The organism is Streptomyces sp. G5(2025), assembly GCF_049542075.1.
Classification (GTDB): domain Bacteria; phylum Actinomycetota; class Actinomycetes; order Streptomycetales; family Streptomycetaceae; genus Streptomyces.
This window is the reverse complement of record NZ_JBMUZT010000006.1, coordinates 5,238,967-5,263,162: the sequence shown is the minus strand read 5'-3', so window position 1 is coordinate 5,263,162 and position 24,196 is coordinate 5,238,967. Positions and strand designations below refer to the sequence as shown.

General features: G+C 72.1%; 18 protein-coding genes. 6 read left to right on the top strand and 12 right to left on the bottom strand.

Annotation, left to right across the window (positions count from 1 at the left end; all coding sequences use genetic code 11):
* The first annotated feature begins 48 nt into the window (after positions 1-48).
* The 3 genes from ACOBQB_RS34855 (at position 49) to ACOBQB_RS34845 (ending at position 6,440) form a co-directional block, all read left to right on the top strand.
* The gene (locus ACOBQB_RS34855) at positions 49-2,898 is read left to right on the top strand and encodes a lysylphosphatidylglycerol synthase domain-containing protein (RefSeq protein WP_423597584.1); all 2,850 of its coding nucleotides are present in this window, start codon (positions 49-51) and stop codon (positions 2,896-2,898) included.
* 344 nt (positions 2,899-3,242) lie between these two features.
* On the top strand, positions 3,243-4,805 hold the full coding sequence (locus ACOBQB_RS34850) for an alpha/beta hydrolase (RefSeq protein WP_423597582.1): 1,563 nt from the start codon (positions 3,243-3,245) through the stop codon (positions 4,803-4,805).
* A gap of 96 nt (positions 4,806-4,901) precedes the next feature.
* Entirely contained in the window at positions 4,902-6,440 is a 1,539-nt protein-coding gene (locus ACOBQB_RS34845) for an alpha/beta hydrolase (RefSeq protein WP_423597580.1), read from the top strand.
* 115 nt (positions 6,441-6,555) lie between these two features.
* Here the strand turns inward: ACOBQB_RS34845 and moeZ are convergent, their stop codons facing one another.
* From moeZ to ACOBQB_RS34785, 12 genes are all read right to left on the bottom strand, one after another.
* Positions 6,556-7,734 carry an adenylyltransferase/sulfurtransferase MoeZ gene (gene moeZ / locus ACOBQB_RS34840; protein WP_423597578.1) on the bottom strand — a complete coding sequence of 393 codons (1,179 nt, stop codon included), beginning with the start codon at positions 7,732-7,734 and terminating at the stop codon, positions 6,556-6,558.
* A 63-nt stretch (positions 7,735-7,797) separates the two neighbouring features.
* Positions 7,798-8,547: a spherulation-specific family 4 protein gene (locus tag ACOBQB_RS34835; RefSeq protein WP_423597576.1), complete on the bottom strand. Its 750-nt coding sequence runs from the start codon at positions 8,545-8,547 to the stop codon at positions 7,798-7,800.
* Positions 8,535-9,488, bottom strand: a complete 954-nt coding sequence (locus ACOBQB_RS34830) for an NAD-dependent epimerase/dehydratase family protein (protein WP_423597574.1) — start codon at positions 9,486-9,488, stop codon at positions 8,535-8,537. Before ACOBQB_RS34830 ends, ACOBQB_RS34835 begins: the two co-directional genes overlap by 13 nt.
* Positions 9,489-9,790: 302 nt before the next feature.
* Positions 9,791-11,167 carry a hypothetical protein gene (locus tag ACOBQB_RS34825; RefSeq protein WP_423597573.1) on the bottom strand — a complete coding sequence of 459 codons (1,377 nt, stop codon included), beginning with the start codon at positions 11,165-11,167 and terminating at the stop codon, positions 9,791-9,793.
* Positions 11,168-11,229: 62 nt separating this feature from the next.
* Complete coding sequence (locus ACOBQB_RS34820; RefSeq protein ID WP_423597571.1) at positions 11,230-13,137, bottom strand: DUF3492 domain-containing protein; 1,908 nt, start codon at positions 13,135-13,137, stop codon at positions 11,230-11,232.
* Positions 13,138-13,338: 201 nt separating this feature from the next.
* Positions 13,339-14,946 (bottom strand): dipeptide ABC transporter ATP-binding protein, encoded by a 1,608-nt coding sequence (locus ACOBQB_RS34815; RefSeq protein WP_423597569.1) that lies wholly within the window; start codon positions 14,944-14,946, stop codon positions 13,339-13,341.
* Positions 14,943-15,950, bottom strand: a complete 1,008-nt coding sequence (locus tag ACOBQB_RS34810) for an ABC transporter permease (protein ID WP_423597567.1) — start codon at positions 15,948-15,950, stop codon at positions 14,943-14,945. Before ACOBQB_RS34810 ends, ACOBQB_RS34815 begins: the two co-directional genes overlap by 4 nt.
* The gene (locus tag ACOBQB_RS34805; RefSeq protein WP_423597565.1) at positions 15,947-16,906 is read right to left on the bottom strand and encodes an ABC transporter permease; all 960 of its coding nucleotides are present in this window, start codon (positions 16,904-16,906) and stop codon (positions 15,947-15,949) included. Before ACOBQB_RS34805 ends, ACOBQB_RS34810 begins: the two co-directional genes overlap by 4 nt.
* The gene (locus ACOBQB_RS34800) at positions 16,903-18,639 is read right to left on the bottom strand and encodes an ABC transporter substrate-binding protein (RefSeq protein ID WP_423597563.1); all 1,737 of its coding nucleotides are present in this window, start codon (positions 18,637-18,639) and stop codon (positions 16,903-16,905) included. The genes ACOBQB_RS34805 and ACOBQB_RS34800 overlap by 4 nt, the downstream gene beginning before the upstream one ends.
* A gap of 241 nt (positions 18,640-18,880) precedes the next feature.
* Positions 18,881-18,973, bottom strand: coding sequence for an Ms4533A family Cys-rich leader peptide (locus ACOBQB_RS34795; RefSeq protein WP_423597561.1), 93 nt, complete (start codon positions 18,971-18,973; stop codon positions 18,881-18,883).
* A gap of 68 nt (positions 18,974-19,041) precedes the next feature.
* Positions 19,042-20,310 carry a DUF3152 domain-containing protein gene (locus tag ACOBQB_RS34790; RefSeq protein WP_423597559.1) on the bottom strand — a complete coding sequence of 423 codons (1,269 nt, stop codon included), beginning with the start codon at positions 20,308-20,310 and terminating at the stop codon, positions 19,042-19,044.
* 932 nt (positions 20,311-21,242) lie between these two features.
* Positions 21,243-22,355 carry an alpha/beta fold hydrolase gene (locus tag ACOBQB_RS34785; protein WP_423597557.1) on the bottom strand — a complete coding sequence of 371 codons (1,113 nt, stop codon included), beginning with the start codon at positions 22,353-22,355 and terminating at the stop codon, positions 21,243-21,245.
* Between the two features lie 217 nt (positions 22,356-22,572).
* On the opposite strand from ACOBQB_RS34785, the gene ACOBQB_RS34780 reads away from it, so the two are divergent.
* The 3 genes from ACOBQB_RS34780 (at position 22,573) to ACOBQB_RS34770 (ending at position 24,002) form a co-directional block, all read left to right on the top strand.
* On the top strand, positions 22,573-22,797 hold the full coding sequence (locus tag ACOBQB_RS34780; RefSeq protein ID WP_423597555.1) for a hypothetical protein: 225 nt from the start codon (positions 22,573-22,575) through the stop codon (positions 22,795-22,797).
* A 183-nt stretch (positions 22,798-22,980) separates the two neighbouring features.
* On the top strand, positions 22,981-23,622 hold the full coding sequence (locus ACOBQB_RS34775) for a TetR/AcrR family transcriptional regulator (protein WP_205040194.1): 642 nt from the start codon (positions 22,981-22,983) through the stop codon (positions 23,620-23,622).
* Between the two features lie 152 nt (positions 23,623-23,774).
* A complete protein-coding gene (locus ACOBQB_RS34770; RefSeq protein ID WP_194138286.1) occupies positions 23,775-24,002 on the top strand; it encodes a DUF3107 domain-containing protein in 228 nt (75 codons plus the stop codon).
* The last annotated feature ends 194 nt before the right edge of the window (positions 24,003-24,196 follow it).

Below are 24,196 nucleotides of genomic sequence, written 5' to 3'. Positions count from 1 at the left end.
GCCCCCCTGTAGCGATCCGGCATGCCACCATCGTGCGGGCGGTGACTGGTGATACGAGATCAAGAAGAGACGACGGAGCAGCAGGGCGTGCATCCCGATGAGAAGGCGGGCAGCTCTGCGTCCGAGTCACACCTGGACACCGGTGGGCCTGCCCTGAACGCCGAGAACGACAGCAACGACAGCAACGACAGCAACAGTGACAAGGGCGGCAAGGGCGGGGCCTTCGGCAGCGACGACTGCGCCGAGAGCAGCGGCGCCCACACCGACCAGGTCGAGCGGGACGAACCGCTCCTCTCCGCGCGCGTGCACCGGCCTTCCGACCTCATGCGGCTACTCGTCGGCATTCTCGCGATCGTCGTGCTGCTCGCGATCGCCGCGTTCGCGCACGGCACGACGTCCGGGCTCGAACAGGACATCGACAAGGGCACGGACCAGGCGCCCGACCTGCTCATCAAGGTGGCGGGCCTGGTCGCCAGCATCGGGGTGCTCCTCGTCCCCGTCGCCTTCGCGATCGAACGGCTCATCAAACGGGACGGGCTGCGCATCGCCGACGGCGTCCTCGCGGCCGTCCTCGCGCACGGTGTGACGCTGGCCACCGACCTATGGGTCGCCAAGGCCGCCCCCGACTCCATCCAGGACGCGCTCACCAAGCCGTCCCCCGCGGACCTCCACGCGTTCACCGATCCGGTGCACGGCTACCTCGCGCCCGTCATCGCGTACATGACCGCGGTCGGCATGTCCCGCCGACCGCGCTGGCGCCTGGTGCTCTTCGTCGTGCTGTTGCTCGACGCCTTCACGATGCTGGTCACCGGCTACACGACGCCCTTCTCGATCCTCCTGACGGTGCTCATCGGCTGGGCCGTGGCGTACGGAACGCTCTATGCCGTCGGCTCGCCGAACGTACGGCCGACCGGACAGACGCTGCTCGCGGGTCTGCGGCATGTCGGATTCCACCCGGTGAGCGCCTCCCGCGAGGAGTCCCCGGACAGCGAGCACGGCGACCGCGGCCGCCGCTATTTCGTCACCCTGGAGGACGGCCCGCCCCTTGACGTCACGGTCATCGACCGCGAACAGCAGGCGCAGGGCTTCTTCTACCGCGTCTGGCGCCGGATGACGCTGCGCGGCATCACACAGCGGCGCAGCCTCCAGTCGCTGCGTCAGGCCCTGGAGCAGGAGGCCCTCCTCGCGTACGCGGCGATCGCCGCCGGGGCCAACGCGCCGAAGCTGATCGCCACCTCCGAGCTCGGCCCCGACGCGGTGATGCTCGTCTACGAGCACACCGGCGGCCGCTCCCTGGACTCCCTGCCGGACGACGCCATCACCGACGACTTGCTGCATGACACCTGGCGGCAGGTGCGGGCGCTCCAGTCCCGGCGGATCGCGCACCGCAGGCTCGCGGGCGACGCCGTCCTGGTGGATCGTTCCGGCACGGTGATCCTGACGGACCTGCGCGGCGGCGAGATCGCCGCGGGCGACCTGGTCCTGCGGATGGACGTCGCCCAGCTCCTGACCGCGCTCGGACTGCGCGTGGGCGCCGAGCGCGCGGTCGCCTCCGCCGTCGAGATCATCGGTCCGGACGCGGTGGCCGACTGTCTGCCGCTGCTCCAGCCCATCGCCCTGACCCGCTCCACCCGGTCCACGCTGCGCAGGCTGGCCCGGGAACGGTCCCAGCGCGAGCGCGAGGCCGTCCTGGAGGCCTCCCGCAGGGCCAGGAGCGTACGCGAGGAGGCGTCCGAGGACGGCCCGGCGCAGGAGCCGGGTCCGGCGCAGGAGCCGCCCCAGGAGCTGTCGCAGAAGCCATCGCAGAAGGCGGAGAAGCAGGCGGCCAAGCAGGAGCAGCAGGCCGAGAAGCAGGCCATGGACGACGCCCTGGAGCAGGCCCGCGAGGAGGATCTGCTCACCCAGATCCGCCACCAGGTGCTGCTCATCCGCCCGACGGCACCGGTCGAGCCGGCGCAGCTGGAGCGGATCAGGCCCCGGACGCTGATCAGTTTCATCGCCGGGGCCATCGGCGCGTACTTCTTGCTGTCGCAGCTCACGCACGTCGAGTTCGGCACGCTCTTCCAGGAGGCGGAGTGGGGCTGGGTGGCCGCCGCGGTGGGCTTCTCCGCGCTGAGCTACTTCGCGGCGGCGATGAGCCTGCTGGGCTTCGTACCGGAGCGGGTGCCGTTCCTGCGGGCGGTGGCGGCGCAGGTCGCCGGGTCGTTCGTGAAGATCGTGGCGCCGGCGGCGGTCGGCGGTGTCGCGCTGAACACCCGGTTCCTACAGCGGTCCGGGGTGCGGTCGGGGCTCGCGGTGGCGAGCGTCGGGGCCTCGCAGCTCTTCGGGCTCGGCTCGCACATCCTGCTGCTGCTGGTCTTCGGCTATCTGACGGGAACGGAGAAGACCCCGTCGTTCACGCCGTCCCGCACCGTCATCGCCGGCCTGCTGTCGGTCGCGGTGCTGGTGCTCGTCGTCACCGCGATCCCGTTCCTGCGGAAATTCGTCGTCACGCGCGTGCGGTCGCTTTTCGCCGGTGTCGTGCCGCGCATGCTGGATGTGTTGCAGCGGCCGCAGAAGCTGCTCACCGGCATCGGCGGGATGCTGCTGCTCACCCTGATGTTCGTGCTCTGCCTGGACGCCTCGGTGCGGGCCTTCGGCAACGAGCAGATGACGTCGCTCAGTCTCGCGAGCGTCGCGGTCGTCTTCCTCGCGGGCAACGCCCTGGGGTCGGCGGCGCCGACGCCCGGCGGTGTGGGCGCGGTCGAGGCGACGCTGACCGTCGGTCTGATCGCGGTCGGTGTCCCCAAGGAAGTGGCGGCGCCCGCCGTGCTGCTCTACCGGCTTCTGACGCTGTGGCTTCCGGTGCTCCCGGGGTGGCTGTTCTTCAACCACCTCACAAGGAAGGGGCTGCTTTAGCGCTCTGCGGAGGTGACCGCCTCGGAGGGCGTGCCACCGCATCGGCGCCAAACCGCAGCCGCCGAAGGAAAGCGGCACCCGCGCCCGCCGACGCGCTGCGCGACCCGGCACCCCGGCACCCCGGCGCACCGCCGCACCGCCGCACCGCGGAGGGTTGCGCCCCCGCACCCTGAGCCCCGGCCCCACCCCCGGCCCCCAGACCTCAGCCCCTAGCCCTCGGCCCTCAGCCCCCAGACCTCAGCCCTCAGCCCTCAGCCCTCAGCCCTCAGCCCTCAGCCCGCGCAATCTCACCCGCACGGCCCGCGCCCCGAGCGTCCCGTCAGGACCGCCGTCAGGATGGGCACATGCCCTCACAGCCCCCGCCACGCGCCGCCGCCCTGGCCGCCGCCGTCCTGCTCCTGTCCGCCACGCTCGCGGCGTGCGACGGCAGCGGCAGCGGCTCGAAGGACTCCAAGGACGACGACCTGTCGGCTCAGAAACTGAGCTGGAAGGACTGTCCCGCGCCGGCCGACTCCCAGGGCGGCGGCGGCACCCCCTCCCCGCTGCCCGGCGGCACCGAGTGGCAGTGCGCCACCATGAAGGCGCCCCTCGACTGGGCGAAGCCGAAGGGCGACACGATCGACATCGCGTTGATCAAGGCCGCCGCGAGCGGCGGGAAGGGGGAGCGCATCGGGTCCCTCGTCTTCAACTTCGGCGGGCCCGGCGGCTCCGGGGTCACCACGCTGCCGGCCTTCGCCCCGGACTACGCCAAGCTGCGCACCCGCTACGACCTGGTGAGCTTCGACCCGCGCGGCGTCGGCCGCAGCGCGGGGATCGAGTGTGAGGACGCCGAGCAGCTGGACGCGTACTTCCAGGAGGACTCCACACCCGACGACGGCGCCGAGACGAAGAAGCTGCTCGACAACGTCAAGGCGTTCAACGACGCCTGCGAGAAGAACTCCGGCAGGACGCTCCCCCACGTCCGCACCACCGACGCGGCCCGCGACATGGAGCTGATGCGCCAGGTCCTCGGCGACGACAAGCTGCACTACTTCGGCATCTCGTACGGCACCGAACTCGGCGGCGTCTACGCACGCTTGTTCCCCAAGCGGGTGGGCCGGGCCGTCTTCGACGCCGTCGTCGACCCCACCCAGAACGCCGAGCAGGGCTCGCTCGGCCAGGCCAAGGGCTTCCAGCTCGCGCTCGACAACTTCGCGAAGGACTGCACGTCCCAGGAGGCCGACTGCCCCGTCGGCGACACCGAACAGGACGTCAAGGACAAGATCGCGAAGCTCCTGAAGGGCCTGGACGCCAAACCGATCCCGGGCCTCCCGCCGCGCGAGCTGACCCAGACCGCCGCCACCAACGGCATCGTGCAGTCCCTGTACTCCAAGGACTTCTGGCCCTACCTCACCCAAGGCCTCGAAGAGGCCTACGAAGGTGACGGCAAGATCCTCATGCTGCTCTCCGACTCGATGAACGGACGCAACGAGGACGGCGAGTACAGCAACATCCAGGCCGCCAACGTCTCCATCAACTGCGCGGACGACAAGGCGCGTTACTCCCGGCAGGATGTCGAGGAGAAGCTGCCCGCCTTCCGCGAGGCCTCGCCACTGTTCGGCGAGTACCTGGCCTGGGGCATGCTCGGCTGCACCGACTGGCCGGTCGAGGGTCAGGCCGACCACCCGGATGTCAGCGCCGAGGGCGCGCCGCCCATCGTCGTCATCGGCAACACCGGCGATCCGGCCACACCGTACGAGGGCGCGCGCAAGATGGCGCGGGCACTCGGCGAGGGCGTCGGTGTCGAGCTGACGTACAAGGGCCAGGGACACGGGGCCTACGACAGCAAGAACACCTGCGTACGCGACGCGGTGGACGGCTATCTCCTCGACGGCAAGGTCCCGAAGGCGGGAACGGTCTGCTCCTGACCGCGCCGGGACCGACCCCGCCGAAACCCCTCCACGTCACTGTCAGTGGCCCCGCCTACTATGGCTGGACTGTCTTCCAAGGGGGGAAGCGCCTTCATGCAGCGTTACGTACGATCCGCGGCACTGGCCGCCGCAGGGGTTCTGGTGGCGGGACTCGCCGTTGGCTGCGGCGGTTCGTCCGACGACGGCAAGAGCGACGGTCAGGGCGGCAAGGGGGATGAGAAGGGCGGCGGGAAGGGCCTCGCCTCCCAGACGCTGGACTGGGGTCGCTGCGACGCCCCCGAGGGCGGCAGCGCGCCGGGCTCCGAGTGGCAGTGCGCCACGCTCAAGGTCCCGTTGGACCACGCGAAGCCGAGCGGCGAGACCATCGGCCTCGCCCTGATCCGCGCCAAGTCCACCGGCAAGGGCGACCGCATCGGCTCCCTCGTCTTCAACTTCGGCGGACCCGGCGGCTCCGGCGTCTCCGGCCTGCCCTCCTTCGCCGACATGTACGGCTCGCTGCGCGAGCGTTACGACCTGGTGAGCTTCGACCCGCGCGGGGTGGGAGCCAGTGAGGGCCTGCGCTGCCGCGACGACAAGGCCACCCAGGCCGCCGAGGAGAAGGTCGACCTCACGCCGGACACTCCGGCCGAGGAGAAGGCGTACTTCAAGGACGCGGCCGACTTCGGAGCGGGCTGCGCGCGTGGCGCGAAGAAGCTCATCGGTCACGTCTCGACCACCGACGCCGCCCGTGACATGGACCTGATGCGCCAGGCCCTCGGCGACGACAAGCTGCACTACATGGGCATCTCGTACGGCACGGAACTCGGCGGGACGTACGCCCACCTGTTCCCCAAGCGCGTCGGCCGCCTCGTCATGGACGCGGTCGTCGACCCCAGTGCGGACTCCGTCGGCCACGCGGAGAACCAGGCGCGGGGCTTCCAGCGCGCCCTCGACAACTACTTCACGTCCCGCGGCCAGGACCCGAAGGCGGGCACCGAGAAGGTGGCGAAGCTGTTCGAGCGCCTGGACGCCGAGCCGATGCGCACCTCGGGCGACCGGAAGCTGACCGAGTCCCTGGCGAGCACGGGCGTCCTGGTCACCCTGTACAGCAAGCAGACCTGGCCCATGCTGACCAGCGCCCTCAATGACGCCGAGCAGGGCGACGGCACGGCGCTGCTCCGGCTCGCCGACGCCTACAACGAACGCGACCCGTCGGGGCGTTACAGCACGCAGAGCCACTCGCAGCGGGCGATCTCCTGCCTGGACACCAAGGCGCGCTCCACTCCGGAGGAGGCCAAGAAGCGCCTGGACCGGTTCCGGGAGATCTCGCCGGTCTTCGGAGGGTTCCTCAGCTGGGACACGGCAGGCTGGTGCTACGACTGGCCGGTGGCCGGACAGCACGACTCCCCCGAGGTCAGCGCGCCGGGCGCCGCCCCGATCCTGGTCGTCGGCAACACCGGCGACCCCGCGACCCCTTACGAGGGCGCCCGCAAGATGGCCGATGAGCTCGGCAAGGGCGTGGGCATCCACATGACGTGGAAGGGCGAGGGCCACGGGGCGTACGGCAACGGCAGCGACTGCGTGGACGACACGGTCGACGACTACCTTCTGAAGGGCGAGGTCCCCAAGGACGGCAAGGTCTGCGAGTCCTGACCCGCACATACCTGATCGTCACCTGACCCGCGCATGGCAGTGGCCCCGCAGCATCACATCGCTGCGGGGCCACTGCTCAGGCGCTACGGCCAGGAGATCTGCTCAGGCGCTACGCCTAGTAGACCGGCTTCTGGGGCTCGATCTGGTGGACCCAGCCGATCACGCCGCCGCCGACGTGGACCGCGTCGGAGAAGCCCGCGGACTTCAGGACCGCGAGGACTTCCGCACTGCGGACACCCGTCTTGCAGTGCAGGACGATCTTCTTGTCCTGCGGGAGGCTCTCCAGGGCGGTGCCCATGAGGAACTCGTCCTTCGGGATCAGCTTGGCGCCGGGGATCGAGACGATCTCGTACTCGTTGATCTCGCGGACGTCGATGATCTCGATGTTCTCACCGTCGTCGATCCACTCCTTGAGCTGCTTGGGAGTGATCGTCGAACCGGCCGCCGCCTCCTGCGCCTCCTCGGACACGACACCGCAGAAGGCCTCGTAGTCGATGAGCTCGGTGACGGTGGGGTTCTCGCCGCAGACCGCGCAGTCGGGGTCCTTGCGGACCTTGACCTGGCGGTACTGCATCTCCAGGGCGTCGTAGATCATCAGGCGGCCGACCAGCGGCTCGCCCGTGCCCGTGAGGACCTTGATCGCCTCGGTGACCTGGATGGAGCCGATCGACGCGCACAGCACGCCGAGCACGCCGCCCTCGGCGCAGGAGGGAACCATGCCGGGCGGCGGCGGCTCCGGGTAGAGGCAGCGGTAGCAGGGGCCGTGCTCGGACCAGAAGACGGAGGCCTGGCCGTCGAAGCGGTAGATCGAACCCCAGACGTACGGCTTGTTGAGGAGCACGCACGCGTCGTTGACCAGGTAGCGCGTCGCGAAGTTGTCCGTGCCGTCGACGATCAGGTCGTACTGGCTGAAGATGTCCATCACGTTGTCGGCTTCCAGCCGCTCTTCGTGGAGGATCACGTTCACGTACGGGTTGATGCCGAGGACCGAGTCCTTCGCGGACTCCGCCTTCGAGCGGCCGATGTCCGCCTGGCTGTGGATGATCTGCCGCTGGAGGTTGGACTCGTCGACCTCGTCGAACTCGACGATGCCGAGCGTGCCGACACCGGCCGCGGCGAGGTACATCAGCGCCGGCGACCCGAGGCCTCCGGCGCCCACACAGAGCACCTTGGCGTTCTTCAGCCGCTTCTGCCCGTCCATCCCGACATCCGGGATGATCAGGTGGCGGGAGTACCGGCGGACCTCGTCGACGGTGAGCTCAGATGCGGGCTCGACCAGGGGTGGCAGCGACACGGGGACTCCGTTGGTCGGTTCCTACGTACGGTTGTTCTCTCCGTAACACTGCCACGCCCTTCTTCATTCCGAGACACCCGTTCCGACCCGCGAGACAATGTCGTCCCAGTAGCCGGGCAGGGACTCCCAGGGGCCGCCCGCCCCGCCCCTGTCCACGCGGTCGGTGAAGTAGATCGTCGAGGCGCCCTGCCAGCGGGCGATGCGCAGCGCCTCGTCCAGATGTCCGCGTGGCATGCCGTGCACGAAGTGGCAGAAGCGCTCGGGCGGGTGGTCGGCGGTCCACTCGGCCACCTGCGACCAGCGGTAATCGCTCCACGGGCCCGCGAAGGTCACCAACTGGTCGCCCGTCTCGGCGTATCCGGGGTGCGGATGCGTCCCGTGGCCGAGCACGATGTGCGCGTCGTCGACGAGTGCGCGCAGGGTGGTGACGGCTCTGCGCACCTCTGGGACCGCTGCCCGCCCCGTCGGGCAGCGGTCCAGGGAGAAGCCGTCGACCAGGTACCAGTCGAGGTAGCGGTGCGCGTCGGAGATCAGCTCCCCGAAGGGCCGGGCGCCGTACATCGTGTCGAGGTGGCCGAGGACGCGGATGCCGGCGTTCCGCAGGCGGCCCGCCGCCTCCAGGCAGTGCGGATCGGGCCGTTCGCCCGGGCCGTTCGCGACATTCAGGACAACCCACTTCAAAGGGGCACCGGGTCGGGCGAGTTCGGCCCATTCGACGGGGGCGACGAGGGGGTGGGCGAAGCCCGGGACGCCGAAGCCGATGCGCACCTCGGTGCTCGCGGCACCCCGCGTGGTCCTGGTCAGATGCGGCATGCGGCCTCCATCCAGATGTCGGCGAGTGACTCCTCGAGGTTGATGCGGGGCCGCCAGCCGAGCCGGTCGCGCGCGGTGCGCACATCGGCCTGCTGCCAACTGCCGCAGCCGTCGGGGTAGGGGTACGCGGTCGGCATGCCGTGCTCCGACTCGGAGCGCGGATGGCCGATGGTCGCCCGCATGGGCACTTGGTCGAGTTCGTGCAGGGCGCCGCCGTACCCGGCGACGCGGGCCAGTACGGCGGCCGCGTCCCGCAGGCGTACGGCACGGCCCGAGCCGATGTTGACGACGCCCTGGGCGGCGGAGAGCGAGGCGGCGTGGACGGCCCGTGCCACGTCGCGTACGTCGACGAAGTCCCGCTGCACGCCGAGTCCGCCGAGTTTGAGCTCGCCGTCCCCCGCCTGCATCGCGCGCCGCATGGCTTCCGCGAGGCGGCCGAGGGGCGAGCCCGCGGGCGTGCCGGGTCCCGCGGGCGAGAACACCCGCAGGACGACGGCGTCGAGCCCGGAGCCGAGGACCAGCTCCGTGGCGGCCAGTTTGCTGACGCCGTAGGGGCCGCCGGGGCGGGGCACGGCGTCCTCCGCGGTGGAGGAGCCGGGCTGGCTCGGCCCGTACTCGGCACCGCAGCCCAGTTGCACGAGGCGTGCCCCGCAGCCGCTGCGGCGCAGGGCCTCGCAGACGGTGGCGACGGCGACGGTGTTGTGCCGGGTCAGTTCACGGGCGCCGCCGCGGGTGGCACCGGCGCAGTTGATGACGACGCCCGGGTGCACGGCGTCCAGGAAGCGGGTGAGCGCGCCGGGACTGCCGCTGGCGAGGTCGAACCGTACGTCCGAGTCGTCGCCGCGGCCGAGCGCGGTGAGCTGCACCGCGGGGTCGGCGAGCAGCCGGTCTGCTACGAACCGGCCGAGGTATCCGTTGGCTCCGATCAGCAGCACCCTCATCGGGCGCCTCCTGGAGTGGCCGCTCGGAGGCGGAGACGGCTGCGGGTGGTCATCTGGTGTTCTCCTTCGAGGTGTCGCCGTGGGTCACGGGATCCGGCCCGCGGTGTCGGCCCCGCGGGAAAGTGGTCTGGTGGGTCGGTGGTCGGGACGGCTCATGGCGTGTCGCCGATAGCGGCGTGGGCGAGGGTGGCGCCCGCGTGGGCCGAGGCCTCTGGGTTCGGGACAGCTCATGGCGTGTCGCCGGTAGCGGCGTGGGCGAGGGTGGCGCCCGCGTGGGCCGAGGCCTCTGGGTTCGGGACAGCTCATGGCGTGTCGCCGGTAGCGGCGTGGGCGAGGGTGGCGCCCGCGTGGGCCGAGGCCAGGGGCAGGGTCCTGGCCGCGTGGATGAGGAGGGCGAGTGCGGCGGCACCACACGCGACGGTGGGGACGGCGCCCGGGCCCCAGGCGGTGACGGCCGCGTCCACGGGTGCCGCCGCCGCGTCGCACCCCGGCAGGCGCCCCGCGAAGACCAGGGCCAGGGCCCCGGCTTCGCAGGCGCCCGCGGCGCCCAGCAGCAGGGTGGGCGCGCGCGTGAAGCCGTGGACGCCGAGCAGCCGGGCGAGCAGCAGCAGCGCGCCGAGCGCCCAGGCTCCGGCGAGGGCCGAGGGACCGCCGGGAGCCGCGCCGGGCAGCGCGTCCGTCGCCGCGAGCAGGGCGCCGAGGGCGGCGAGGAAGAGCGTGACGACGCCGAGCAGCAGCGGCCTCACGGAGGCGGCGAATTCGTCGAGCCCCCGGCTCGCCCGCAGCCGCCCGCCGGCCCGGACGGCGAAGAGGCGGGCGCACCAGGTCGCGGGCGCGACGGCGAGGGTGAGGGCGAGCAGCGCGGCGGTGGCGGGCTGCCAGAGCTCGCCCGGCCCGTCGGGCCCGCCCGCGACGGCGCTCCGCAGCAGTGCGTCGCCGAGCAGTGCGTACGTGAGGAGCCAGCACACCCACGCGCGCGTGGCGGGCGTCAGGCGGGTGACGGCCCGCAGCGGTCCCTTCCGCAGGGCGGTCCGCAGCGCCAGGGCCACGGCGAGCACCCCGCCGAGCACCACCGCGAGCCGCGCGCCCCCGGTGGCCGACCCGAGCCCGGCCACGGCTGCCGCGCACACGACGCCGGGCAGCAGCGCGAACAGAGCCCATCCGGGGGGCGTTTCGGGCACGTGGCGTACGTCGCCTGGTGCCCGGCCCGCGCCCTTGCCACGCGCCGTGGTGCCGGGGTGCGGCCCCCCACCGCTGTCGTCGTCACCGCGCGGCACGCGCGCGTACATCTCCTCGGCCAGGGCGAACACGTCCCGGTGCCGGTACCGCGCGGCGACCCGGTCGGTCACACCGTGCGCCTCCAGCCCCGCGGCGATCTCCAACGGGTCGACGGCCCGCTCACACAGTTCGCGGTGCCGGTGCATGAGGGCTTTGACGGGGTCGGGGGTGCCGCGTCGGGCGGGGGGCGTCTGGGGAGAGCCAGGCTCGGCGCCACCACGCGGCGTGGGGCCGGCCGTCGTCTCGGGGATGGGCGCATCGGAGACGCCGCGCCGGGGGACGGTGGCGGTGGCGGTCGGTACAGGGGAGCACACCTGGTCGGCGGCTCCGCGCCGCGTGGGGCTCGCCGTCGCCTCGGGAGGGAGCGCGCCGTCCCCCTCCACCGCACCGTCGCCCCCCACGGCGCCATCACCCCCCACCGCGCCATCACCCCCCACGACCTCCGCAACGCCCTCCCGCCCCGTCATACCCCGGCCCCCTTCAACTGCTCCCGTTCCCCCGGCTCCTGGGCGGCCCAGCTGGGCGCCCCTCCGCTGTCCGCCGCGGAGGCTGGGCCCGGGGCCGCCCACCGGCCCGGCACGTACGCCTCGGCCGGGTTCGCGAACGGCACCGGCTCGCCCGCCGCGTCCAGCGCGTCCCGCCGCACCGGGCAGTGCGAGACGATCTCCAGGTAAATGCCGCGAAATGCCGCGACGTTCTGCTCGACGGTGAAGAGTTCGAGGGCCCGCGCCCGCGCCGCCGCGCCCAGGCGTGCGCACCGCTCGGGGTCGCGCAGCAGCGCCACGCACGCCTCCGCGAGCGCCCGCGGGTTGCGCGGCGGCACGACGAGGCCCGTGCCGCCGATGACCTCCACCACCGCGCCGACGTCCGTCGAGACGGTCGCCCGCCCGCAGAACATGGCCTCGACCAGGCTGATCGGAAAGCCCTCGACGACGCTGGAGAGCACCACCACCCCGCCCGCGGCGTACGCGTCGGCGAGGCCGGGCACCCCGGGCCCGCCGATCTCCTCGAAGGAGACGGGGTTGTCGCCGACGGCGTGCGCCCCCGCCGCCTCGTCCGGGAAGAGCTGCGCGGCGAGCGCCCGGCACTGCGCGAGACAGTCCTCGCTCTCGCGCCCCTCAGGCGGCGCCCCGACGATCCGCAGGCGCGCGCTCGGCCGCTCCTTGCGCACCTCGGCGAAGGCGTGGAGCAGCGAGATCAGGTCCTTGGCGGGTTCGACGCGGCCGACCCACAGGAGCGTGTCGGGGTCGGCGGCACCGTCGTCGTAACCCCGCTCGCCGATCTCCGCGAAGCGCTCGGAGTCCATGCCGGGGTGGACCGTGCGCAGCTTGGCCCGGTCGGCTCCGCAGCGCTCCTGCCAGCGGCGGGCGTGGGTGTTGCCGGGGGTGATCAGCACGGCCTGGTGGTACACCTCCGCGGTGAGGAGGCCGTGGAAGGAGGCGAGCAGCGCCCGCGCCGGCGCGCTCAGTTCCATGCTCCCGGCGGCGAGGAGGTGCGCGCGCAGGTGGACGCCGTACTCGGTCACGAGGAGCGGCACTCCCGCGAAGTGCCCGGCGAGCAGCCCCGTCAGCGCAGCGGGTCCGCCGGAGGTGGCGTGGCACAGGTCGACCGCGCCGAGCCCATCGTCGTCGTACCAGTCGAGGGAGAGCGGGCGCAGCGCCCGCTCCATCAGACTCGCGGCGACGAGCAGGTCGGACACCCGCGCGCCACGGGCGGCCCGCAGCGCGCCGGGCGCGCGGCAGGCGCTCTCCAGCGCGCGCACGGCGGCCTCGGAGCGCAGCGCGCCGACCAGGCCGCCCTCGTCGCGGGCGAGTTCGGCGAGCCCGTACAGCGCGTTGGCGAAACGGTCCGCCACATCGTCGGAGTGGCCCTCCGGGGTGGCGGTGTCGGGACTTCGCGTAAGGGCCGCCGCGCCGGGTCGCGATGAGCCACCGGCCAGCGATGAGCCGCCGGGTCGCCATGAACCGCCGGGCCCCGCTGAGCCACCGAGCCCCGGTGAGCCGCCGAGCCCCGGTGAGCCGCCGTGTCCCAGTGAGCCCCCGGCCCCGGCAGCGCCACCCCGGCAGACCACATCCGCCAGCTCCGCGAAGCACTCCGCGAACCGCCGCCGGGCCCGGCGCCCATGCCCGCCGCGCGGCCCAGCGCCATAAAGCGTCGCCCGGTTGTCGGTATTCCACAGGGGGGCCGTGCGCACCCGGCGCACGTGGGGCGGCAGTTCGAGCCTGCCGAGGGCCTCCTGCCGCTCGTCACGGCTGAGCGCGTACACGTCGAACTCGTGCTGCCCGAGCCCGCGCACGAGCCGGTCGCACCAGAGTCGGCCCTCACCACCCACATACGGATAGCCACCCTCCGTAAGCAGTGCAACGCGCACGAGTGCACCCCCGATCTCCCGTTTGGGGAGCCGCCGTTGGCTCGGCGGCTCGCAGCGGGATGAACGTATGCGGTCATGCAGGTGGCGCGACGGACGGTTGTCCATCGCGCCACCAAAAGGGGTGAACGTCCGTAACTTTCCCGCGCCGGTGGCGTTCCGTCGCGCTATGGCGTCCCGCAACCCCGCTTCCGCTACGGAGAGTCAGGCCGCCGCCAGCTCCCTGCGGGCCGTGCGACGTCGCAGGGCCGCCTCCGGATCGAGCGACGGCACGGCCGCCAGCAGCTGCCTCGTGTAGGGGGCCCGCGGCGAGCCGTACACCTCGCCCACGCTGCCGTACTCGACGAGCCGCCCCCGCCTCAGCACCGCGACACGGTCACTGACCTGGCGTACGACCGCCAGATCGTGCGCGATGAAGACGAGCGCGAGGCCCAGCTCCCGCTGCAACGCGGCGAGCAGCGCCACCACTTGGGCCTGTGTCGTCACGTCGAGTGCGGACACGGGTTCGTCGCAGACGATGATCCGCGGCTCGGCGGCCAGCGCACGCGCGATGCCGACGCGCTGCCGCTGTCCGCCGCTGAACTCGTGCGGATAGCGGTCGTAGTGCGCCGGTTCGAGCCCCACGCGCTCCAGGAGCTCGCGCGCACGCCCTCGTACGAAGGTGTCGCTCTCGCCCCGCGCGCGCAGTGGGTCGGCGATGGACTCGCCGACGGAGCGGCGCGGGTTGAGCGAGGAGACGGGGTCCTGGAAGACCATCTGCACCTTCGGGTCCACCCGGCCGCCGGGCCGCTCGGCGCCCTCGTGCAGCAGCCGGCCCGCGCTCGGCTCCAGCAGGCCCACGAGCATGCGCCCCAGCGTCGTCTTGCCGCTGCCGCTCTCGCCCACGATGCCGAGGGTCTCCCCGCGGCGGACGGCGAGCGAGACGTCGTCGACGGCGGTGACGGCGCGCTTGCCGCGTCCGAACTCCCGGCGCAGCCCGACCGCTTCGAGCACGACGTCCCACTCATCCACCTCCTTGGAGGGCGACAGGAGCGGCGCGTCGACCCTGGGGACAGCACTCAGGAGTTCCCGGGTGTACGGCTCCTTCGGCGCCGCGAGGACGTGCCGCACCGCGCCCCGCTCCACCGCGCGCCCGCCCCGCATGACGAGGACCTCGTCGGTGCTCTCCGCCGCGACGCCCACGTCATGGGTGACCAGGAGCAGCCCCATGCCGGTTTCCTCCCGCAGCGTGTGCAGCAGGTCGAGGATCTGGGCCTGGACGGTGACGTCGAGCGCGGTGGTCGGCTCGTCGGCGATCAACAGCGCGGGTTCGCACGCCAGGGCCATGGCGATGAGGGCGCGCTGCCGCATGCCGCCGCTGAACTCGTGCGGGCGCGAGCGCGAGCGGCGCGCGGCGTCGGGGATGCCGACCCGGCCGAGCACGTCCACGGCACGCGCGCGTGCCGCCCGCCGGGACGCCCCGGTGTGCACGCGGTACACCTCGGCGATCTGGTCGCCCACGGTGCAGTACGGGTCGAGGGAGGAGAGCGGGTCCTGGAAGACCATCGCGGCCCGCCCGCCCCGCAGCCGCCGCAGCTCGGCCTCGGTCGCCTCTTGTACGTCGATGCCGTCGACCCGTACGGCACCGGCGACGCGCGCTCCGGTGCCCCGGTGGAGCCCGAGCAGCGCCGACGCGACGGTCGACTTGCCGGACCCGGACTCGCCGACGAGGGCGAGCGCGCCGCCCGCCTCCAAGGTGAAGGAGAGCCCGTCCACGGCGCGCACCCCCGAGGCGAACTCCACGCTCAGGTTTTCGACCCGTACGAGACTCACGACAGCACCACCCTTCGGTCGGCCACCGCGTACAGCACGTCCGCGACGGCGTTGGCGAGCACCACGAAGAAACCGGTGACCAGGACCATCCCGACCACCACCGGCAGGTCGACGACCTTGACGGCGCGGACGAGTTCGCGTCCGATCCCGGGCAGGCCGAACAGCGTCTCGGTGAGCACGGCACCGCCGAACATCGACCCGACGTCGTTGGCGGTCAGCGCGATGACCGGCGCCACGGCGCCCCGCAGCGCGTGCCTGCCGATGATCGAACGCTCCCCCACGCCGTACGCGCGAAAGGTCCGCACGTGGTCGTCGGCGAGGGTCTCCAGCATCGAGGAGCGGGTCAGCCGCGCGTACTTGGCGGCCTCGATCAACGCGAGCGACAGCCAGGGCAGCAGCAGGTTCCACCCCCACTGCGTCGGGTCGTCGCCGAAGGCCACGTACTGCGGGAACGGCAGCCACTGGAGCCGGCCGCAGACCAGGATCATCAGCAGCAGGCCGATCACGAAGACGGGCGTGGCGGTGCCCGCGAGCGTGAGGGCGGTCAGGACGCGCTCGCTGACCCGGCCGCGCCGCCAGGCGGAGAGCACACCGGTGCCCACGCCGAGGATCAGCCACATCACCATCGCGCCCAGCGCCAGCGACGCCGTGACCGGCAGCTTCGCCAGGATCAGCGCGGTGACCTGCTGGTCGCTCCGGTACGAGACGCCGAGGCAGGGCGCGGCGCAGTGCTCGGTGCCCGTGCCGGTCGAGTAGTCGTGGCCGACGAAGAGGCTCTGGAGGAAGTCCCCGTAGCGGACGTACAGGGGATCGTCGAGGCGCAGTTGCTCGGCGACCTGCTGGACCTGGGCGGGTGAGCAGCGCGGGCCGCAGGTGATCTGGGCGACGTCGCCGGGGGCCGCGTAGAACACCCCGTAGACGATCACAGAGAGGGCGAGGAGGGTGACGAGGGCGCCGAGGAGACGCCGCGGCAGGAAGCCGGAGAGGCGCGTGAGCCCTGTCATGAGCGGACCTCCCGCCCGCTTGCCGTCGGTGCCCCGCGCCCGCGCCCGGTCCCGACGCGCAGCCGGGAGGCGGCCCGCGGGTCGAGCGCCGTGCGCACCCCGTCGCCGAGGACGGTGAGCGCGAGCACGGTCACGAACAGCGCGCCCGCCGGGTACAGCAGGTACTGCGGTGCCGCCTGGTACCAGACGTCCGCGGACGTGAGCATCTGTCCCCATGAGGCGGTCGGCGGTGTCACGCCGACGCCGAGGAAGGAGAGGGCGGCCTCGGCCGTGATGTTCGCGGGGACGAGCAGCGCGGCGTAGGTGATGACGGGCGCGGCGAGCGCGGGCAGCAGCTCGCGCCGGGCGATCCGTACGGGGCCCCAGCCGCTGAGCCGCGCCGCGGCCACATGGTCGAGCTCCTTGAGCGTGACCGTCCTCGCGCGGACGATCTTGGCCATGGTGCCCCAGGCGACGAGCCCGATGACCAGGGCGACGAGCACCGGCCGCGGGAACCCGCTCGGCACGACCGCCATCAGCGCGAGCGCCAGGACCATCAGCGGCAGGGCCACGATGACGTCGGTGGCGCGGCTGAGCACCTGGTCCACCCACCGGTTGCCGATCCCGGCCGCGACGCCGACCACGACCCCGACGAACACCTGGACGACGGTGGCCGCGAGCGCGACGCCGAGCGAGACCCGTGCCCCATACACGAGGCGGGCGAAGAGATCCCGCCCGGTCTGCGGTTCGACGCCGAGCCAGTGCTCGCCGCTGATCCCGCCGAGCGGCCCGACCGGCACGCCACCGCGTGCCGAGTCGATCAGATCCGGGTGGTACGTGGTGGGGTCCTGCCCCTCCAGGGCCGCGAGCAGCGGCGCGGCGAGCGCCACGAGAACGAGCAGGGCGACGACGCCCGCCGCGACGAGGGCGGCGGGCCGCTCGCGCAGCCGCCGCCAGAAGCCGGAGGCGTCGGTCACGACTGCTCCACCGCGACCTGGGAGACGTCGAGGACGCCGGTCCAGTCGCTGATCACGACGTTCGTGACGTCCTTGCCGTACAGCCGCTTGTAGACCGGGTGGAAGAGCGGCACGGTCAGCGCCTTCTCGCCGATCTTCTTGTCGAGGGCGCCCCAGCGCTTGGCGGCGGCGTCGAGATCCGTCAGCTTGTTGATCTCGTCGATCTCGTCGTTGACGGACTTGTCGTCCAGGAAACCGGTGTTGAAGTTGGCGCCGTCCTCCACGATCTGCCGCCCGTCGAAGATCGGGGCGAGGAAGGGACCGCCGGAGGGCCAGTCGGCGCCCCAGCGGGTGAGGAAGAGGCCGGGCTCGTCCTGGACGCTGTGGATCTTGTCGGCGTAGTCGTTCTCCTCAAGTCCCTCCAGTTCGACGGTGATGCCGGCCTTCTTCAGGGCGTCCTGGATCGCGGTCGCGATCTCGGGGCTCGTCTCGAAGTCCTTGGCGTCGGAGTGCGTGAGCGTGATGGTCAGCCCGTCCCCGTGACCGGCCTCCTTCAGCAACTCCTTGGCCTTCTTCGGGTTGCCGTTCGGTCCCGCCGGGAAATGGTCGTACTTCGTGTATCCGAAGGACTTCTGGTTCGGCAGATACGTGGTGGCGGGCTCGGCGAGCGAGGAGCCGCCGGCGGCGTTGACCACGGAGGAGCGGTCCACGGCGTACGAGATGGCCTGCCGCACCTTGGGATCGTCGAAGGGCTTCACCTTCGGGTTGAAGGCGAGGTAGTTCGTGTACCCGAAGTGTCCGGTGCCGACGTGCGAGGCCAGTTCCTTGTCGCCGGTGACCTTGGCGAGTTCGGCCGGGCCGAGGTTGGTGTCGGTGGTGACGGCGGCGGCGTCCGCGCCCTGGCTCGCGGAGAGCCGCTGGTTGATGACGGACGAGTCGAGGCCGGAGCGTACGTCGATGACATCCGGGTAGGCCTTGCGCTCCGCGTCGGTGGCGGCGGACCAGTGCGGGTTGCGCTCCAGCCGCAGCCGTTCCCCGTCGTTCTCGTTCCTCACGACCTTGTAGGGCCCGGACGAGAGGGGGTGCTCCTCGTACTTCGTGCCCTTGTCCTTGCTCTTGGGGACGGGGGCGAACTGCGTCTGGGTGGCCAGGAACGGGAACTCGCCCTCGGGCTTGGCGAGGTGGAAGACGATGGTCCGCTCGTCCGGCGTCTCGATGGAATCGAGCCCCTTGCCGCTCTTGTCCTTGTAGGGGCCCTGGTAGGTGTCCCCGCCGATCAGCCAGTCCCTCACGTAGGGCGCGCCGCCGCTGAGTTCGGCGGCGAAGGAGCGCTCGATGCCGTACTTCACGTCGGCGGAGGTGATCGGCGTACCGTCCTCGTACTTGAGCCCCTTCTTCAGGGTGTACGTCCACACCGTGGCGTTCTTGCTCGGTCTGCCCAGGTCGGTGGCGAGGTCCGGCACGACCTCGGCACCCTTGGCGCCGTCCTCGCGGTTGCGGGTGGTCAGCGTACGGAAGACGAGCGAGGGGATGTTGCCGCCGCCGGAGGTGTAGAGCCGCGCGGGGTCGAAGTCGGTCTGCGGGTCGCGGTTGAGAACGGTGAGCGTGCCGCCCTTCACCGGCCGGCCGCCGCCACCGCCGCCGCTCCCGGCGCCCTCGCCCTTCGGGCCCGCGCAGGCGGCGATGCCCGAGACCAGGATCAGACTGACGGATGCCGCTGCCGCGCGGCGGGCTATGACGGACGCTTGACGCATCGGGAAGTACCTCTCGGGAAACACCGCGAAAACGCGGCGGGTCAGCGGGAATTGGGCAGAGCTGACCCCGGGGAGGCGCGGGAGAAAACGGCACGGAGCTGTGGGACGGAACCAGCACGAGAAACTGTGGACGGAACCGGCACAGGAAACTGTGGGACGGGACCGGCACAAGAGGCTGGAGGATGGGACCAGCACAGCCGAGGAGCCGTGGGAGAAAGCGACGCACTCGCCGGGGCGGGCGTCAGCAACAGTGGATGTCGGCCACGCAGAGCGCGGTCACGCCGAGCAGCGCGCGCTCGATGGCGGCGCTCGAAGGGGCGTGACGGTTCGACATGCGCAGAAATATGAACGAACTTCCGGCAGATGTCAAAGCGTCCGCCTCGACCGGCCTCGGCGCCCGACTCAACTCTTGGGGAACGCCCAGGGGTTGGCCTTGCACTTGATCCCGTCGTGGTTGAGGAACTTGGTCTGCTGCTGCATGACCGGCGCGAGTTGGCCGTCCTCCGTGCAGTCCGTGTGATTGAAGCCGAGCCGGTGCCCGACCTCGTGGTTGATCAGCATCTGGCGGTACGGGAAAATGGCGCTGCCGTACTTCTTCTTGACGGCATCGCCGTAGGTCTTGGCGCCCTGCGCCCACCGAAAGGCATTGATCATCACGCGTTCCGTCGCCGCGGAATCGCACGAGACATTGTCCTCGGTCGTATCCAGGCCGGATTTCGCGCACCATGCGGCGGTCGTCCCGGGGCTCGCCAGCGTGATGACGAAATCAGGCTTTCCCGACGAGATCCGCTCGAAGGCGCGGGCTCCGCCATGCGCCCAACTCCGGTCGTCGTTCAGGGTTTTCTGTACTGCCTGCGCGAAAAGGGTGCCGTCCAGACCGAGCCCCTGCTCGACGTCGACGCGGTAGCGGTAGAGCTGCCCCTTTCCGGGCGCCTTGTCGAATCCGGGAATCACCTCGAAGTCACCGGAGGCCTTGAGTTCGGCGTCCAGCGGGTATTTCTTGGCCATTTTCTGGTCGTACGTCACCGGGGCCGCTTTCGGTCCCTTGAGAGGCGCCGTGGGCGGCGGCGGCCGCTCGTCGGAGCGTGAGGCGGGGTCCTCGGTGTCGCGCGGGCCACCGCCGGGGGCGGCCTGAGGGTGAACATCGGCGTCGTCGGTGCCGTCGGCGACCTGGCCCGCCACGACGACCGCGAGGACGGTGGTCACCGCGGCGGCCGCGATGCCGGTGAGGACGCGGGCCCGCCCGCCGCCCTTCTTGACGCTGCGGTCGCCACTGTCGCCGCCGGGGGAGTCATCGCGGTGCGCGGGGCTGTCGTTCCAGTCGGTGACGGAGGCGTACGGATCGCGGGCCGGCGGCGCGCCCGGCCCGGCGGCCGCGGCCGCCGGGTCGCCCTCGGGGAAGGCCTCCACGTAGTCCTGGCGGGGCCCTGGCCGCCTCCGCCGACCGCGAGGCGGCCGCGGCAACCCCCCGCGCCCGGCAGCGTGACCCCACCCGCCACCGGCCTCCCGCTGCTCCGGATGCCCACCGCGAACCTGCGGGGCTTCGGGCGGTGGCGGTGACTGGGGGGTACTGAGACTTTCATGGTCGACGGTGCCGGGCTTGGGGGCTTCGTGCGCGGGGGCCACGGAGCCGGGGGCGCCGGGCTTGGGGGCTTCGTGCGTGGGGGCCACGGAGCCGGGGGCGCCGGGCTTGGGGGCTTCGTGCGTGGGGGCTTCGTGCGCGGGGGCTTCGTGCCCGGGGGTCCCGGCCCCGTGGCCACCGTCAGCCGGCGCCTCGTGCGCGGGCGCTCCGGGGGCGGGGACAGGGGACGTGGGCGCGCCATGCCCGGGAACCTCGGGCGCGGGCGTGCCATGGCCGGGGGCACCGTGGGGGGGCGTTCCGTGAGTGGGCGTGCCGGGCGCGGGCGTACCGCCATGCCCGGAGATTTCGTGGCCGGTGGCCCCAAGCCCGGCAGCACCGTGCCCGGGTGCTTCATGCCCGGTGGACCCGGCCCCGGCGGCGCCGTGAGCGGGCACCTCACGCACAGGCGTTCCATGCCCGGAACCCCCATCGGCAGCCGCCCCGTGCCCTGGAGCACCATGCTCGGGGCCTCCCTGAGCGGGCGTGCCGTGCCCTGGAGCACCATGCTCGGGGCCTCCCTGAGCGGGAGTGCCGTGCCCTGGAGCACCATGCTCGGGGCCTCCCTGAGCGGGCGTGCCGTGCGCGGGCGTTCCATACCCGGGAGCGCCGCACCCGGGAGCGCCGTGCGCGGGCGTGTCGTCCGCCTGCACCCCGCGCACGGGCTCGCCGCGCCCAGGAGCCCCATCAGCAGCCGCCCCATGCGTCAACTCCCCGGACAGCGGCATGCCCTGGGCCGGCGCCCCATGAACGGAAGCCCCATGACCAGGCGCCCCGCCCACAGGCGCCCCTTGTGAAGACGCCCCGTCGCCCCCGGACGCCCGCCTGCGACGCCCCGTGCCCGGCCCTGGCTGGGTCCTGGGCTGGGCGCCGGGCTGGCCGCCCGCACCGCCCCCGGCGCCCCGCGCCCGCGGCGTACCCGTGGTGCTCGTGTTGTCAGCGTTGGCTGCCGGGCCGCGGCGGCTGTGTCGTCCCACGCTCCGCCTCAGCTCCCCGAACCCGTGCGGGCGTCACGAGTACCACCGGCAGCACTGGCACCACCGGCAGCGGTGCCACCACTGCCACCACTGCCACCACCGCTCTCACCGGCGCCATCAGCCTCAGGAGAGCGGGCCACCCCCGAACCGCCCCGCGTCACACTCAACTCCCCCACGTCGTAGAGGAGTTCACGGAAGGCCGTGGCCACGCTCTGCGGGTCCTCCATCATCGCCACGTGCCCCACCTCGGTCAGCGTGAGCAGCCGCGAGTCGCGGAACGCCGCGGCCGCCTTGCGCGCCATGCGGTACGAGACGAGGAGGTCCCGCGCGCCGTACACCAGCAGGGTCGGCGCGAGCACCCGCTCGGCCTGCCGCCACAGCCCGTGCTGCCCGCCCAGCGTGTACGCGTCCACGACCCCGCGCGCCGAGCGCGCCATCGCGTCCCAGAAATAGGGGAGCTGGAGCCGGCGCTCCATCTCGCGGACCGCCGCGCTGAAACCTTCCGGCGTGACCTTGGCAGGGTCGCCGTAACAGAGCCCCATGACCCCGCGCACCCGCTGCTCGGCGGTCCAGTCCCTGGTGAGCCGCGTGAACAGCCCGGCGACTCCCGGCACCGCGAGCAGCCCGGTCGGCACCGCTGTGCGCTGCACCCGCAGCTCGGGCAGCGCGGGCGAGACCAGCGTCAGGGTGCGGACGAGATCGGGCCGCACCGCGGCGACGCGCGTGGTGATGGCGCCGCCCAGCGAGTTCCCGATGAGGTGGACGGGCCCGCGGGCGCGGGCGTCGAGATAACGGATGACCGCGCGGGCGTGCCCGGTGATCGAGTAGTTCCCGTCGTCCGGTGGCGGTGAGTCACCGAACCCCGGCAGGTCGATGGCCTCGCAGTCGACGACGTCGTCAAGGAACGGCATCAGGGCCGACCAGTTCTGCGAGGAGCCGCCGAGCCCGTGCACGAACAGGGCGGGCGGGAGCCCGCCGCGGACCGAGGGCCGCGAACGCACGGTCAGCGTGAGCCCCGGCAGCCCGACCGAGCCGAGCCGCTCACCCTCCGCGACCGCGACGGCACCGGGCTTCGGCGCGGCGGTGGCGGCCAGCAGATTCGGCAGCTCGGTCGAAGACATGCGGCAATGTTACGAGACGATCACGCGCCAGCTCACGTGTTCGCCGTCACAGATGGCCCACGGGTTTCGCACGGGACGGCCCGCGGATCGCACACGGGATCGCGCATGGATCGCGTAGCGCCACATCCGGGTGTCTCCTACGCTCATAGAAAGCGGGCGAAGAGGGCACTCGCACCACGAAGGGCCGCCAGTACCGCAAGGGAAGAGAGAGCCACACATGAGTGTCGACCCGACCGACCCCGAGACCTTCGAGCCGGACGAGGACGCGAGCGCAGCCGAGGCGGACGTGGAGGCCCCGGAGGCCGACACCGCCGAGCAGCAGGCCGATCTCGCCCCGCGCAGGGACGACTCACTGAAGGACGCCGACCCGAACGCCGCCAACGAGGCGGACCTCGCCGAGCAGGCCCGCGTGGTCGATCTCGACGAGGACGACTACCGCTGAGCCGTCCCCCAGAGCGGCGGCCGACACGGCCTGACCGTGTTTGCCCCGCTACGCACCGCCGCGAAGCGCTTCTGCGGCGGTCCAGTCCGTGAAATTCTGCGCCCGCACCGCACACATCGCTGTTACCGAAAAGTACGATGGCGGCGCGGCGCTCACCGCACACCGGACGATTTGGGAGGCGGCGTGACAGCCATCGAGCAGACAGAGGCGGCACGCCCGCGGGGCACCCGCCTGCCGCGTCGTGCCCGACGCAATCAACTTCTCGGCGCGGCCCAGGAAGTTTTCGTCGCACAGGGTTACCACGCGGCCGCGATGGACGACATCGCCGAGCGCGCCGGAGTCAGCAAGCCGGTGCTCTACCAGCACTTTCCCGGCAAGCTCGACCTCTATCTGGCCCTGCTCGACCAGCACTGCGAGTCGCTGCTCCAGTCGGTGCGCACCGCTCTCGCGTCCACCACGGACAACAAGCTGCGCGTCGCGGCGACGATGGACGCCTACTTCGCGTACGTCGAGAACGAGGGCGGCGCCTTCCGGCTGGTCTTCGAGTCGGACCTGACGAACGAGGCCGCGGTCCGCGAGCGCGTCGACCGCGTCACCCTCCAGTGCGCCGAGGCGATCTGCGAGGTCATCGCCGAGGACACCGGCCTGCCGCGCGACGAGGCGATGCTCCTGGCCGTGGGCCTCGGCGGGTATTCGCAGGTGGTCGCCCGTTACTGGCTGGCCAGCGGCAGCACGGTTCCGCGCGACAAGGCGGTGGAACTGCTCACCTCGCTCGCCTGGCGCGGTATCGCGGGCTTCCCCCTGCACGGCACCGAGGGCCACTGACGCCCCACCCCGGCCGCCGCCTCTTTTGTTCCCGTTCCGTGTTCGCTACCGGCGTGCACGGCAGCGGCCGTCCACGTCCCCTCACCGGGCTAATGTGTGCTGGGTACGGCGCGGACGGCCGCGCACAGTCTGACCGTCGGAGGGACAAAGCCGTGGAGGTCAAGATCGGCGTGCAGTACGCGCCCCGCGAGATCGTGCTGGAGAGCGGCCAGAGCGCCGAGGAAATCGAGCACGCGGTGTCCGAGGCGCTGACCGGCAAGTCGCCGCTGCTGAGCCTCGTGGACGACCACGGCCGCAAGGTCCTGGTTCCGGCCGACCGCCTCGCGTATGTGGAGCTCGGCGAGCCCACGGCGCGCAAGGTGGGCTTCAGCGCCCTGTAGAACGCTCCGCTCAGGACGCGCATACGAGCGTACGAGTACGGCCCGGTGGTTCTTCAACCACCGGGCCGTACTCGTACGTCCTCGTACGTGTGTGGCATACGGACTTGCGTGACTTGTGTGGTGTACGGGGTGACAGCGGGGCCACCGGGTCATGGAGGGTTGCGTTCCGGCTGCCGGGGGTAGACCGGCTACGA

Bases quoted from the DNA above. Each gene is read 5' to 3' on its own strand.
- ACOBQB_RS34850 (WP_423597582.1), top strand. From the start codon at position 3,243: ATGCCCTCACAGCCCCCGCCACGCGCCGCCGCCCTGGCCGCCGCCGTC.
- ACOBQB_RS34845 (WP_423597580.1), top strand. From the start codon at position 4,902: ATGCAGCGTTACGTACGATCCGCGGCACTGGCCGCCGCAGGGGTTCTG.
- ACOBQB_RS34835 (WP_423597576.1), bottom strand. From the start codon at position 8,547: ATGCCGCATCTGACCAGGACCACGCGGGGTGCCGCGAGCACCGAGGTG.
- ACOBQB_RS34830 (WP_423597574.1), bottom strand. From the start codon at position 9,488: ATGAGGGTGCTGCTGATCGGAGCCAACGGATACCTCGGCCGGTTCGTA.
- ACOBQB_RS34810 (WP_423597567.1), bottom strand. From the start codon at position 15,950: ATGACAGGGCTCACGCGCCTCTCCGGCTTCCTGCCGCGGCGTCTCCTC.
- ACOBQB_RS34800 (WP_423597563.1), bottom strand. From the start codon at position 18,639: ATGCGTCAAGCGTCCGTCATAGCCCGCCGCGCGGCAGCGGCATCCGTC.
- ACOBQB_RS34795 (WP_423597561.1), bottom strand. From the start codon at position 18,973: ATGTCGAACCGTCACGCCCCTTCGAGCGCCGCCATCGAGCGCGCGCTG.
- ACOBQB_RS34785 (WP_423597557.1), bottom strand. From the start codon at position 22,355: ATGTCTTCGACCGAGCTGCCGAATCTGCTGGCCGCCACCGCCGCGCCG.
- ACOBQB_RS34780 (WP_423597555.1), top strand. From the start codon at position 22,573: ATGAGTGTCGACCCGACCGACCCCGAGACCTTCGAGCCGGACGAGGAC.